This window comes from Pseudomonas sp. DCB_AW (assembly GCF_026240895.1).
GTDB classification, from domain to species: domain Bacteria; phylum Pseudomonadota; class Gammaproteobacteria; order Pseudomonadales; family Pseudomonadaceae; genus Aquipseudomonas; species Aquipseudomonas kermanshahensis.
Map to the genome: position 1 here is coordinate 38,183 of NZ_JAPFCE010000036.1, position 12,550 is coordinate 50,732.

At 63.6% G+C, this 12,550-nt stretch carries 12 protein-coding genes and 1 tRNA gene; 6 read left to right on the plus strand and 7 right to left on the minus strand.

All coding sequences use genetic code 11. The features are described 5' to 3' along the window. Window positions 1-4: 4 nt before the first annotated feature. Both OO306_RS18585 and OO306_RS18590 read left to right on the plus strand, forming a co-directional pair. The gene (locus OO306_RS18585) at window positions 5-466 is read left to right on the plus strand and encodes a response regulator (RefSeq protein ID WP_027593903.1); all 462 of its coding nucleotides are present in this window, start codon (window positions 5-7) and stop codon (window positions 464-466) included. A gap of 13 nt (window positions 467-479) precedes the next feature. Next, window positions 480-2,867: a hybrid sensor histidine kinase/response regulator gene (locus OO306_RS18590; protein ID WP_099429913.1), complete on the plus strand. Its 2,388-nt coding sequence runs from the start codon at window positions 480-482 to the stop codon at window positions 2,865-2,867. Between the two features lie 244 nt (window positions 2,868-3,111). Here the strand turns inward: OO306_RS18590 and OO306_RS18595 are convergent. After that, window positions 3,112-3,186 (minus strand) — tRNA-Gln (locus OO306_RS18595). A gap of 269 nt (window positions 3,187-3,455) precedes the next feature. On the opposite strand from OO306_RS18595, the gene OO306_RS18600 reads away from it, so the two are divergent. Together OO306_RS18600 and zapE are read left to right on the plus strand one after the other, a co-directional pair. After that, window positions 3,456-3,698 carry a hypothetical protein gene (locus OO306_RS18600; RefSeq protein WP_265969574.1) on the plus strand — a complete coding sequence of 81 codons (243 nt, stop codon included), beginning with the start codon at window positions 3,456-3,458 and terminating at the stop codon, window positions 3,696-3,698. 117 nt (window positions 3,699-3,815) lie between these two features. Further along, window positions 3,816-4,901, plus strand: coding sequence for a cell division protein ZapE (zapE, locus tag OO306_RS18605; protein WP_265969575.1), 1,086 nt, complete (start codon window positions 3,816-3,818; stop codon window positions 4,899-4,901). Between the two features lie 114 nt (window positions 4,902-5,015). Here the strand turns inward: zapE and OO306_RS18610 are convergent, their stop codons facing one another. Beyond that, window positions 5,016-6,905 (minus strand): propionyl-CoA synthetase, encoded by a 1,890-nt coding sequence (locus OO306_RS18610; RefSeq protein ID WP_265969576.1) that lies wholly within the window; start codon window positions 6,903-6,905, stop codon window positions 5,016-5,018. A gap of 181 nt (window positions 6,906-7,086) precedes the next feature. Here OO306_RS18610 and OO306_RS18615 point away from each other — a divergent pair, with 181 nt between their 5' ends. Continuing rightward, entirely contained in the window at window positions 7,087-7,953 is an 867-nt protein-coding gene (locus OO306_RS18615; protein WP_085273236.1) for a LysR family transcriptional regulator, read from the plus strand. Here OO306_RS18615 and OO306_RS18620 read toward each other — a convergent pair. From OO306_RS18620 to OO306_RS18640, 5 genes are all read right to left on the minus strand, one after another. Beyond that, window positions 7,927-9,084, minus strand: a complete 1,158-nt coding sequence (locus tag OO306_RS18620; protein ID WP_265969577.1) for an HPP family protein — start codon at window positions 9,082-9,084, stop codon at window positions 7,927-7,929. The two genes, OO306_RS18615 and OO306_RS18620, sit on opposite strands and share 27 nt — an antisense overlap. A 284-nt stretch (window positions 9,085-9,368) precedes the next feature. Next, entirely contained in the window at window positions 9,369-10,688 is a 1,320-nt protein-coding gene (locus tag OO306_RS18625) for a sensor histidine kinase (protein WP_265969578.1), read from the minus strand. Next, a complete protein-coding gene (locus tag OO306_RS18630) occupies window positions 10,685-11,353 on the minus strand; it encodes a response regulator transcription factor (RefSeq protein WP_027593911.1) in 669 nt (222 codons plus the stop codon). The genes OO306_RS18625 and OO306_RS18630 overlap by 4 nt, the downstream gene beginning before the upstream one ends. Further along, on the minus strand, window positions 11,354-11,668 hold the full coding sequence (locus OO306_RS18635; RefSeq protein WP_027593912.1) for a PepSY domain-containing protein: 315 nt from the start codon (window positions 11,666-11,668) through the stop codon (window positions 11,354-11,356). Then, complete coding sequence (locus OO306_RS18640; protein WP_099429918.1) at window positions 11,668-11,976, minus strand: PepSY domain-containing protein; 309 nt, start codon at window positions 11,974-11,976, stop codon at window positions 11,668-11,670. Before OO306_RS18640 ends, OO306_RS18635 begins: the two co-directional genes overlap by 1 nt. Before the next feature lie 134 nt (window positions 11,977-12,110). On the opposite strand from OO306_RS18640, the gene queD reads away from it, so the two are divergent. Then, window positions 12,111-12,467, plus strand: coding sequence for a 6-carboxytetrahydropterin synthase QueD (queD, locus tag OO306_RS18645; protein ID WP_033699061.1), 357 nt, complete (start codon window positions 12,111-12,113; stop codon window positions 12,465-12,467). Window positions 12,468-12,550 lie beyond the last annotated feature (83 nt).

The window sequence follows — 12,550 nt, forward strand, 5'->3', positions numbered from 1 at the left end:
CATCATGCTCAAACCTATCCTGCTGGTAGAAGACAACCCCCGGGACCTGGAGCTGACGCTGCTGGCGCTGGAGCGCAGCCAGTTGGCCAACGAAGTCATCGTGCTGCGTGACGGCGCCGATGCGCTCGACTACCTGTTGCGCCGCAATGCCTATGCCGAACGCGACGGTGGCAACCCCGCCGTGCTGCTGCTGGACCTGAAACTGCCCAAAGTCGATGGCCTGGAAGTGCTCAAGGAAGTTCGCACCACCCCTGACCTGCGCAGCATCCCGACCGTGATGCTGACCTCGTCGCGGGAGGAGCCCGACCTGTTGCGCGCCTACGAACTGGGGGTCAATGCCTATGTGGTCAAGCCCGTGGAATTCAAGGAATTCGTCGCCGCCATCTCCGACCTCGGGGTGTTCTGGGCCGTGCTCAACGAACCGCCACCCGGCTCGCTGCGCCTAAACCGCCGCGGCAGCAACTGAGGCCACCGCGAAGATGCTGCCAACGCCGCTGAAACTCTTGATGGTCGAAGACAGCTCGATGGACGCCGAGCTGACCCTGCTGCGCCTGGAGCGCAGCGGGCTGCACGTTCAGTCGCAGTTGGTGTTCGATCATGTCGGCGTCGAACACGCCCTGCGTGAGAGCCACTACGACCTGATCCTTTGCGACTGTGTGCTGCCCGGCTCGTCCGGTACCGACGTGCTGGCCATCGCCCAGCGCCTGGCGCCAGACACCCCGTTCATCTTCCTCTCCGGCATCTACGGTGAAGAGCACGCGGTGGAGATGATCCGCCTGGGTGCCACCGACTATGTACTGAAAAAAAACCTGCCGCTGCTGCCAAAGGCCGTGCGCCGGGCGTTGACCGAAGTGCAGGAACGCCAGCGTCGGCGCCGCGCCGAAGAAGCGCTGGCGGATGTCGAGGCGCGCGCCCGCATCGCCATCGACGCCGCCGGCATGGGCACCTGGGACCTGCGCCCACAGGAAGGCCTGTTGCTGTGGGACGACCGCTGCAAGACCTTGTTCGGGCTGCCAACCAGCACCGAAATGACCCTGGACGTGTTCTTCGCCGGCATCTACCCCGAAGACCTGGCCATGGTCCGCGACGCCGTGCAGCATGCCATGCGCCCCGAGAGCGGCGGCCACTACCGGGTCGAGTTCCGCATCGCGCAACCCCACGGCCTGGAACCCCGCTGGCTGCTCAGCAGCGGCCAGAGCCAGTTCGTCGATGACCAGTGCGTGCGCTTTTCTGGCGTGCTGCAGGACATTCACACCCAACGCCAGGCTACCCTCGCCCTCAAGCAACTGAACGAGATGCTTGGCGAACGGGTCGAGCGCCGTACCCGTGAACGCGACCGCGCCTGGGAGCTGTCGCAAGACTTGTTGGCGGTGCTGAACAAAGACCTCACACCGGTCGCCCTCAACCCGGCCTGGGAAGCCAGCCTGGGCCTTTCGCGCGAGCGCCTGAGCCAGACGTCACTGTTGCACCTGCTGCCCGAGCCCGATCAGGAGCTTTTCCTCACGGAGCTGGCCGCCCTCGCCCACGGCCGCACCAGCGCGCGCTTTGTCGGCCGCATCCTGCATGCCGGCGGCCAGCAGCGCTGGCTATCTTGGGTGGTGGTACCCGAAGACACCCTGCTGTACGTGGTGGCCCGCGACATCACCAGCGAGCGCGAGTCCGCCCTGGGGCTGGCCGAGGCCAACACCCGCCTGCGTGAACAAATCACTGAACGCGAGCGTATCGAGGCTGCGCTGCAACAGATGCAGCGCCTGGAAGCGGTCGGCCAGTTGACCGCGGGTGTGGCGCACGACTTCAACAACCTGCTGACGGTGATCCTCACCGGTGCCAGCTTCCTTGAACGGGACCTCAACAAGGCCGACCTGGACAAAGCGCGCACCCGCCTCACACACATCCGTGAAGCAGGCGAACGCGGTGCCAAGCTGACCTCGCAGTTGCTGGCCTTCTCCCGGCGCCAGCGCCTGGAGCCCGTGCCGCTGAACCTGAACCGGACACTGGCCGGCCTTGAAGAACTGCTGCGCCGCACCCTGGGCGGTAACGTGTCGGTGCGCCTGGACCTGGACCCGCACCTGTGGCAGGCACTGACCGACCCGACCCAGACCGAGATGATCATCCTCAACCTGGCGATCAATGCCCGCGACGCCATGCCCGACGGCGGCCAACTGACCCTCTACACCCGCAACACCCACATCGAGGCCCGCCCCCAGCGCCCGGAAGACCCGGACCCTGGCGAGTACGTGATGCTGAGCATCCGCGATACCGGCTGCGGCATGAGCGAAGACGTGCTGGCCAAAGTGTTCGAGCCGTTTTTCACCACCAAGGACATCGGCAAGGGTTCGGGGCTTGGCCTGGCCCAGGTGTTTGGCTTCGCCAAGCAGTCGGGCGGCGGCGTGCGCATCGACACCGTGCCCGGGCGCGGCACCCAGGTAGCGGTGTACCTGCCGGCGGTCAAGGGTGAAGCGCAGAGCGAGCCCGTGGTGCCAGAGGTTTCCCAGCCGATCGGTGACAGTGGCCAAAACCACACTGTCTTGCTGGTAGATGACGACCACCTGGTACGCGACATGCTCGGCGATGTGCTGCGCCAGTACGGCTATCAGGTGCGCCAGGCACACAGCGGCGAACAGGCATTGGCATTGCTCGACGACGGCATCGACCTGTTGCTGACCGATTTCGCCATGCCCGAATTCAATGGCGCGCAGTTGGCCCTGGCAGCGCGCGAGCGACACCCACGTTTACCGGTGGTGTTTCTGACGGGGTATGCGGAACTGGAAGGGTTGGAACTGCCCGGCAGCCTGGTGATTCAAAAACCAGTGCAGGCCGAAGAATTGGCGCGGGTGCTGAGTGAATTGCTGCGGGTCTCGGCGTAGCTTTACAGCACCTGTTGTATGCACGACAACTGTACCTTCTGTATGCACGCTAACTGTAGGAGCAGCCTTGTGCTGCGAAGAGGCCGGCAGCCGCAGCGGACATTCCCTGACTGTCACTGGCCTCTTCGCAGCACAAGGCTGCTCCTACAGTTTGGCGGGCATGCCAGGACTAAAAACCGGAAACGACGAACCCAGCGCTTATCTGGCTAAGCACCGGGAAGAAATATTGATTTGAATCAGAAAATGGCAGGGGCGGCTGGATTCGAACCAACGCATGGCAGGATCAAAACCTGCTGCCTTACCGCTTGGCGACGCCCCTGTATCGAGATGCAGCAAACGCTGCTCTGACAATTCCAACTGAGTGACAACTGGGTTGTTGTCTTGGAATGCGCGGCACTTTAACAACATTCTTTCGGCCTGTGAACCCCCTGATGTAAAAAAAATGCTTTAAAACAGCAAGTTAGTCCCTTCCCTCTGCCAATACCCCATCTTGGCAACCATCCGTCGCTTTCCGCCTGCATGGCTTCAACACAATCGCATTTCGCCTTTCCAATCAGATAGGCGCATTCATTGACCAAGGAGGTATCCATGCCTGTCTCACACGACCTTTACCAAGACCTGCACTACCCGCGGGAAATCGTCCAGCAACGTCGCCAGCAAGACAAAGCCCTCGACCGCCTGCTGGACGAGTACATGGACATCGACAACCAGGTGCTGGCCGCCGAATCGATCTCGGCCGGCAACTTCGCCGACGAAGACCTGCGCCACCTCAAGGAGCGCAGGTTGACGGTGAAGTACATGATCGAGCGCCAGCTGGAGCGCAAAGCCTAAGCGGGCGCACGACCTATCTCGTCAGGCGATCATTGCCCACTGCTTTCTCTATTGGTCAAAATGGCGACCGTCGCGCAAGCTGCGCCCTGCACCGCCATCGACCAAGGAGCTATCGATTTGCCTGCCTGGATCCCTACCCCGTTGCGTCAGCTCGGCCAGCGCCTGCGCGCCAACACTGCCCCTGAAAGCGAACTGCTGGCCTGGTTCGAAGACAAGGCGTGCAGCCGTGGCTACCAGCTCAGCGACGGCCAACGCCGGGTCATCCACAGCATGGCCGAGCAACTGGCGCAGCTGGAACACGGGCAACCGTGCAGCCTGTACCTGCACGGCTCGGTCGGCCGCGGCAAAAGCTGGCTGCTCGACGGGTTTTTCCAGGCTGTGCCGGTAGAGGCCAAACGACGCCTGCACTTCCATGATTTTTTTGCCCGCCTGCACCAGGGCATGCACCGCCACCGCGCGCTGGACGATGCACTGGGCGCTACCTTGGACGAGCTGATTGGCCAGTGCCGGGTGTTGTGCTTCGACGAGTTCCATGTGCATGACATCGGCGATGCCATGCTGCTCACTCGGCTGTTCACCGCGCTGTTCGAGCGTGAGGTTTTCCTGCTGGTGACGTCGAACTACGCACCTGAAGGCCTGCTGCCCAATCCGCTGTACCACGAACGCTTCCTGCCGGTGATCCGCCTGATCAACGGGCGCATGCGGGTGCTGGAAGTCGGTGGCGACACTGACTTTCGCAGCCTGCCGGCCAACCGCGAGCATCAGCGTTTTACCCAGGGGCACTATGTGTGGCCCGGCACTGCCGAGCAACGCCAGGCGGTGAACGTACCGGACGCGCAGCCGGCCACATTGGACATCAATAAACGCAGCCTGCGCGTGCTGGCCAATAACGACCGGCAGGTGATGTTCGCCTTCGACGACCTGTGCGAACAGCCCACCGCGGTGATCGATTACCTGGCACTGGCGGCGCAGTACGATGCGTGGGTGATCGATGGGCTGGACGACCTGTCGGAATGTTCGCTGGCAGCGCAGCAGCGGTTCGTCAACCTGGTGGATGTGCTGTATGACCAGGACAAGCAGGTGACAGTGATCGGGCGGCGGCCGCTGGACGAAAGCCTGGGCGGAGCGATTGCCGACCTGATGCGCACCCGCAGCCGCTTGGGGCAGTTGCATCAGGTGGGGCCTGAGTACTTTGTTGGCTGAACTGGCGCATTCGCGGGGCAAGACCGCTCCCACCGGCATGTCACCGAACCTGAAAGCCGGGGGCTTCCTGTGGGAGCGGGCTTGCCCCGCGAATGGGCCATCAATACCACCGAATCAACCCGCCCGTGGCAGGTCCGCCAACACCGCCTCGATCTCCCCTAGCACCGCCGGATCATCCAAGGTCGACGGCGGCACATAGTCCTGCCCATCGGCAATCTTGCGCAGCACCGCCCGCAAAATTTTCCCCGACCGGGTCTTGGGCAGCCGCTTGACCAACCGCACCCGGTTGAAACACGCCAGCGCACCGATTTCTTCGCGCACATTGCCGACCAGGTCCACCAGCAACTGCGACTCGGCAATGCCCTCGCCATCTTTTAGCACCACCAGCGCCAGCGGCACCTGACCCTTGATATCGTCATGCACGCCGATCACCGCGCACTCGGCCACGGCCGGGTGACGCGCCACCAGGTCCTCCATTTCACCGGTGGACAGGCGATGCCCAGAGACGTTGATCACGTCGTCCGTGCGCCCCATGATGTAGACGAAGCCGTCATCGTCCAGGTAGCCGCCATCGCCCGTGTGGTAGTAGCCCGGGTAAGTGCGCAGGTACGCTTGCAGGTAGCGCTCGTGATCGCCCCACAGGGTCTGGCTGCAGCCGGGCGGCAACGGCAGCGCGATCACAATCGACCCCTGGTGGTTCGGCCCCAACACATGGCCGTCATCGTCCAGCACACGCACGTGGTAACCCGGCACTGCGCGGTTGCTGGACCCTGCACGCGCCGCGCTGCCCTCCAGCCCAACGCAGGGCGCGGTAACCGGCCAGCCGGTCTCGGTTTGCCACCAATGGTCGTGCACAGGTTTGCCAGTGACCCGTTCCAGCCATTCGTGGGTGCTTGAATCAAGTTTTTCCCCGGCCAGGAACAACTGGCGCAGCGAGCTCAGATCGTGCCCTTTGATCCGCTCACCGTCCGGGTCTTCCTTGCGGATGGCGCGCATGGCGGTCGGCGCACAGAACAACGCGTTGACCTTATATTGCTCGACCACGCGCCAGTAGGCGGAGGCGTCCGGGGTGCGGATCGGCTTGCCTTCGTAGAACACCGTGGTGCAGCCGCTCATCAACGGCCCGTAGACGATCAGCGAATGGCCCACCACCCAACCCACGTCAGAAATACCCCACCACACATCGCCCGCCTGCATGCCGTAGATGTGGCGCATGGCATAGCACAGCGCAACCGCGTTGCCGCCGTTTTCACGCACGATGCCCTTGGGCTTTCCGGTGGTGCCGGAGGTGTACATGATGTACAGCGGGTCACCGGCGTCCAGCTCGACAGGGGCCACCGGCTCGGCCGTTGCCAACGCCTGCTGCCAGTCCAGGTCGCGGCCTGGCTGCAATTGGGCGGTGGCCTGGGGGCGTTGCAGGACCAGCACGTGGCGCGGCTGGTGACGGGCCAACTGCAGGGCACGATCGACCAGCGGCTTGTATTCGATTACCCGGTCGAACTCCAGGCCACAGGACGCCGTCAGCAGCAACGTGGGCCGGGCATCATCGATGCGCAAGGCCAGCTCGTTGGCGGCAAAACCGCCGAACACCACCGAATGCACCGCGCCTATCCGCGCGCACGCCAGCATGGCCATGGCCGCCTGCGGCACCATGGGCATGTAGATGATCACCCCATCGCCCTTGCCGACCCCCAACTGGCGCAGCAAACCGGCCAGGCGTGCCACCTCGTCGCGTAGCTGGTGGTAGGTGTACGTCTGCTGAGTACCGGTCACCGGCGAGTCGTAGATCAGCGCCAACTGCTCGCCACGGCCTTGTTCGATCTGATGGTCGAGTGCCAGGTGGCAGCTGTTCAGGCGGCCGTCAGCAAACCAGCGGTGGGTGCCGTCTGGGTTTTCCTGCAGGGTCAGGGAAGGCGTGCGGTGCCAGGCCAGGTGCGCGGCTTGCTCGGCCCAGAAAGCGGCAGGGTCGGCGATGGAGTGGGCGTAGCTGTGCTGATAGCTCATGTCGAAGGGAACCCGGTACTTGTTGTTATTGAAGGGCGAAACTTGAGTATGGACCGCCACGCCGGGCGCGCCATGGGACTAAAGTCACAACCGACCTGCAAATTTGCAGACAACACGAATACGCCCCATAACGGTGCAAAGCCTCTAGAATAGACCGCCCCTTTTAGCCACCGAGCAGCCCATGGACATCGATCAGGCCCGTACCTTTCTGGAAATCGTGCGCTGCGGCAGCCTGGTCGCCGCCGCCGAACGCCTGTTCGTGTCACAAACGGCGATCACGGCGCGGGTCCAGCGCCTTGAGCAGCAACTGGGCTGCCAGTTGTTCGTGCGCAGCCGCAACGGCGCCAGCCTGACCAGCGATGGTGAGGCCTTTGTCAGCTATGCCAACCAGCTGGTGCAGACCTGGGAAGCGGCGCGCCGCGACCTGCCGCTGCCCGAAGGTTGCCAGCAAGTACTGCATGTGGGTGGCGAAGTGAGCCTGGGCAACCCGATGATGCTCGATTGGGTCAGTGCGCTGCACCGCGAACTGCCCAGCCATGCCATCCGCAGCGAAGTGAGCGACGGCGAATCGCTGCTGCGCAAGGTCGAAATGGGCCTGCTGGACGCCGCGCTGGTCTATCAGCCGACCTACGGGCCAGGCCTGCAAGTCGAGCAATTGATGGAAGAGAAGCTGATCCGCGTGCGCCGGGTCGATCAGCCTGACCCGTACATTTACATCGACTGGGGCGAGGCGTTCCGCCGCCAGCACGACGCCGCCCTGCCCGACTGCGCGCGCCCGGCACTGAGTTTCAACCTCGGGCCGCTGGCCCTGCAGTTCATCCTCGACCAGGGCGGCAGTGGCTACTTCCGTACCCGCGTGGTGCAGGCTTACCTGGACAGCGGCGTGTTCGAGCGCGTGCCGCAGGCGCCAGAGTTCACCTACCCGACGTTTCTGGTGTACCCGCGCAAGCGCGACAGCGAAGCGCTGCAACAGGCCTTCGCGATACTCCGCCAACTGGTGGCTGCCGGCGCCAGCGATTGGTCACAGCGCTGGGACCCGGTTATCTGAGGCACTGCTGGCGGCGCTCAGCAATTGCCGCTTGAGGCCGGCGATCAGGTCAGTCTGGGTGACCACACCGACCAGCTGGCCATTGTCGAGCACCGGCAGGCAGTGCAGCCCTTGCTCGCACAACAAGGGCAGCAGGCGTTCCAGCGGGTGCTGGCTGCTGACACTGACCACCCGCCGGCTCATCACCTGCTCCATGCGCACTGCCTTGCGCCCGAACAGGCCACGCCAGCGGAACCGCCCGCGCTGCATGGCCGGCCCTACCAGGTCACTTAAGCTGACGATGCCGACCAGCTTGCCGTGCTGCAGCACCGGCAGGGTTTTCAGGTGGTGGCTGGCCAGCAGCTTCCACGCCTGCTCCAGGGTGGTGTCCGGTGACGCGAACTGCACATCGCGCGACATCACGGAGGCTGCTGTGATACCGCCCAGGCTGCGCTGCAAGGCATGCTGTTCGGTGGCGAGGATGATGCGCTCCAGTTCGTCCCGGGTGACATCGACGAACTCGCCCAGCTCTTCAAGGGCCTGGTCCAGGTCGGCGCCGCTGACCCCAACACGCTCGCTGGGCAGTGGGTCGTGGGTGTGATGCAGCTCTTTGCGTGGGGCCGTGCCTTTGGGGTAGCGCACGCCAGTCAGGCGGTTGTAGACCACCGCCACTGCCACCAGAATCAGCGCGTTGAGCAGCACCGGCTCCAGCAGGTGATCCCCCAGACCGGCCAGGCCGGGATCGGCCAGCACCGCACTGACCGCCACACCGCCGCCCGGCGGGTGCAGGCAGCGCAACAGGCACATCACCAGTACCGAGAGCGCCAGGGCAGCAGCCGCCACCCAAAGTTCGGGCCCGAAACCCTGGCGCATGGCCAGGCCGACGGCGCCCGCCAGGGCGTAACTGCCCAGCACGGGCCAGGGCTGCGCCAAAGGCCCGGAATGCACGGCAAATACCAACACTGCCGAGGCGGCCAAAGGGCCCAGAAGGTGCAAAGCGATGCCAGGGCCATAGGCCATGCTTGTCAGCCAGCCGGCCAGGAACAGGCCAAGCAAGGCGCCGATACCAGCGCGCAGCCATTCTTTGGGGGGGATATTCAGGGGTGCGGGCAACAGCCGCTGCAGACGACTTTCGGAACGCGAAGCAGGCATGTGAATAATCGAAATCGTAGTTTTTCTGGTTAAAAAGAAAGCCCAGCCAAGCTGGCCTGGGCCCTGTATTGCCAGAGCAATAGCGCAAGGGGCTCCGTCCGTGGAGAGATGGAAACTGGGAAGTTTCGTGCGGGGATTGTGCCGGGTGGGATTGGCGAGGGCCAATTCAAAAAAATGCGCCTGTACTGCAATTTTTTTGCAGTGGTGATCTGCTCACAGGCCCGCTGCGGCAATGCTGTGGGAGCGGCCTTGCGTCGCGAAAGGGGCGCGAAGCGGCCCCGGCATTATCTAGCCCTGCGCGGCAAGTCGATGCTGACCCGCAACCCGCCCAACGGGCTCTGAAGCAGCGCCAGCTGCCCGCCCCAGGCCTCGACGATATCGCGCACGATGCCCAGCCCAAGGCCATGCCCATCGACCTGCTCATCCAGCCGCGAGCCCCGCTCCAGCACCTGCAGGCGCTGGCTTTCTGGAATACCTGGGCCATCATCGTCGACCCACAGCCGGTAACCGCCGTCGCTCGGTGCAATGCCCAGGCGTACTTCGCAGTCTGCCCATTTGCAAGCGTTGTCCAGCAGGTTGCCCAGCAACTCCAGAACGTCCTCGCGGTCCCACGGCAACAGCAGACCCGGCGGTACGTCCCGCTCAAGCAACAGGCCTTCGCCGTGGATCATGCCCAAGGTGCCCAACAGCCCCGGCAATTCGGCATCGCAGTCGAACTGGGCACCGGGCAAGGCGTCGCCCGCCAGGCGAGCGCGGTTGAGTTCGCGTGCCAGGCGCTGCTGAATGTGCTCAAGCTGCGCGCGCATTTGCTCGCGCACGTCCGGCAGGCCCTCCAAACGCGCGCTGGACGCCAGGCTCAGCAAGACCGCCAACGGCGTCTTCAGCGCATGGCCAAGGTTGCCCAGTGCATTGCGCGAGCGCCGCAGGCTGTCTTCGGTGTGGCTCAGCAAGTGGTTGATCTGCCCCACCAGCGGCGCCAGCTCGACAGGCACTTCGGCATCCAGTTGCGAGCGCTGCCCTTGTTGCAGCTGGGCGATCTGCTGGCGGGCACGCTCCAGCGGGCGCAATGAGCGCTTAACCGTGACGCGTTGGAGCACCAGCACCAGTATCAACGCCACCAGCCCCATGCCCAGGCCGATCTGCTGCATGCGCCGGAAGCCTTCACGCACCGGTGAGTAATCCTGCGCCACGCTGATCGAGATGTCCTGGCCTAGGCGGCGATAGTCAGCACGCAGCGCCAGCAATTGCTGCCCCTCTGGGCCCAGCTCGTGGCTATCGGAAAGCCCAGGAGCGGCGGGCTTGGGCATGTCCAGGTCCCACAGCGAACGCGAGCGCCAGGTGCCTTGGTCAAAATCGATGCGAAAGTAATACCCGGAAAACGGCCGCTGATAGGCCGCAGAAATGCGCCGCTCATCCAACTGCAAACCTGAAGGCCCCCGCACCAGGGCCACCAGCAGGTTCTCGCTTTCCTTGCGCAAGCCGTTTTCCAGGTAGCGCTGCAGGCCCGCCTCGAACAGCCACAGGGTGAGTTGCGCCAGCACCACACCCACCACCACCAGCACGGCCACCAGACCCAGGCTCAGCCGCGCCTGAATCGACTTCACGCGACGCTCCCGGCGTAGATATAGCCTTGCCCGCGGCGCGTCTCGATCACACTGCGGCCCAACTTGCGGCGCAGGTGGTTGACGTGCACTTCAAGGACATTGGAATCGCGCTCCGTCTCGCCATCGTAAAGGTGCTCGGCCAGGTGGCTCTTGGACAGGATCTGCTGCGGGTGCAGCATGAAATAACGCAGCAGCCGAAACTCGGCAGCGGTCAGCTGGATATCGACACCGTCACGGCTCACGCACTGCCGGCTTTCATCCAGGTGCAGGCCGGCGGCTTCCAAGGTGGGCTGGTTGGCCAGGCCACGGGCACGGCGCAGTAACGCCTGAATGCGCAACTGCAACTCTTCGGGGTGGAAGGGTTTGCTCAGGTAGTCGTCGGCACCGGCCTTGAGGCCTTCGATGCGCTCGGCCCAGGAGCCGCGGGCGGTCAGCACCAGCACTGGCGTGGCCAGGCCAGCGGCACGCCACTGGGCGAGCACGTCGAGCCCCGGCAAGCCTGGCAAGCCGAGGTCCAGGATAATCAGGTCGTACGGTTCGCTCTGGCCCTGGTACACCGCATCGCGGCCATCGGCCAGCCAGTCCACGGCGTAGCCCTGGCGCTGCAGGCCGGCGATCAGTTCATCGGCCAGCGGGACATTGTCCTCGACAAGCAACAGGCGCATTCAGTCGTCTTCCTCGTCTTTGAGCAGGGCACCGGTACTGGCGTCTAGCTTGATTTCGCGGACCACACCTTCGGCAGTCAGCAACTCGACTTCGTATTCGTAGCGATCGTCGTCTTCTTCCAGCTCGGCCTCCAACAAACGCGCCCCGGGGTGACGCCCCAGGGCGGTTTCCAGCAGCTGCTCGAGCGGCAGGATGACGCCCTTCTGGCGCAACGCCAGGGCCTCGTCCTGATCCAGGTCACGGGCAGCCGCTAGGGAGCAGACAGCCAGCAGCGAAAGCGCGAGGTATCGCGCTGGCCGCGGTAAGTGGATCATCAGTTGTCTCGTGCGTCCTTGAGTACTTCACCGGTCTTGGCATCCAGGTCGACGTCCCACTCGACGTTCTGTGCGTCGCGCAGCTCGACCTTGTAGATGTAGCGGCCGTATTCGTCTTCAAGTTCCGAGTCTTTGACCGTGGCGCCTGGGTGCTTGGCCATGGCGGTGGCTTTCAGCTCATCCAGCGACTTGATGGTCTTGGCGTTGACCAGTTTGACCACTTCGTCAGGCTGAACGTCCTTGGCGAAAGCGGCATTGGCGCCCAGGGTAAGGGCGGCGGCGGTGAACAGGGCAGTCAAGGTTTTCATCGTGTCTTCTCTCCTGAGAGATGTTCAAGTTGTCTACGGGGTTAAGATTACCCAGCGGTCCTTAATTCAACCTGAAAACAGCTGGCGCCATGATAAACTGCGCGCATTCTTGATTCATACAGAGTTCTGACAGCGTGGAAATTTTCAAAGAGTTCACATTCGAATCGGCCCACCGCCTGCCGCACGTTCCTGCCGGGCACAAGTGTGGTCGCCTGCACGGTCACTCGTTCAAGGTCGGCCTGCACCTGACCGGCCCGCTTGACCCGCACACCGGGTGGATTCGTGATTTTTCCGAGATCAAGGCGATCTTCAAGCCGATCTACGAACAGCTGGACCACAACTACCTGAATGACATTCCAGGCCTTGAAAACCCCACCAGCGAAGTGATCGCCAAGTGGATCTGGGAGCAGGTCAAGCCGTTGCTGCCAGAGCTGTCGAAGGTGCGCATTCACGAGACCTGCACCAGCGGGTGCGAATATACCGGCGACTGAGCCGAGAAGTTTTCCGGCCTCTTCGCGGGGCAAGCCCGCTCCCACACGTGCCCCGCAAATTCTGAATAGTGTGGGGCACTTGT

Bases quoted from the DNA above. Each gene is read 5' to 3' on its own strand.
- OO306_RS18585 (WP_027593903.1), top strand. From the start codon at position 5: ATGCTCAAACCTATCCTGCTGGTAGAAGACAACCCCCGGGACCTGGAG.
- OO306_RS18590 (WP_099429913.1), top strand. From the start codon at position 480: ATGCTGCCAACGCCGCTGAAACTCTTGATGGTCGAAGACAGCTCGATG.
- OO306_RS18600 (WP_265969574.1), top strand. From the start codon at position 3,456: ATGCCTGTCTCACACGACCTTTACCAAGACCTGCACTACCCGCGGGAA.
- OO306_RS18610 (WP_265969576.1), bottom strand. From the start codon at position 6,905: ATGAGCTATCAGCACAGCTACGCCCACTCCATCGCCGACCCTGCCGCT.
- OO306_RS18615 (WP_085273236.1), top strand. From the start codon at position 7,087: ATGGACATCGATCAGGCCCGTACCTTTCTGGAAATCGTGCGCTGCGGC.
- OO306_RS18620 (WP_265969577.1), bottom strand. From the start codon at position 9,084: ATGCCTGCTTCGCGTTCCGAAAGTCGTCTGCAGCGGCTGTTGCCCGCA.
- OO306_RS18630 (WP_027593911.1), bottom strand. From the start codon at position 11,353: ATGCGCCTGTTGCTTGTCGAGGACAATGTCCCGCTGGCCGATGAACTG.
- OO306_RS18635 (WP_027593912.1), bottom strand. From the start codon at position 11,668: ATGATCCACTTACCGCGGCCAGCGCGATACCTCGCGCTTTCGCTGCTG.
- OO306_RS18640 (WP_099429918.1), bottom strand. From the start codon at position 11,976: ATGAAAACCTTGACTGCCCTGTTCACCGCCGCCGCCCTTACCCTGGGC.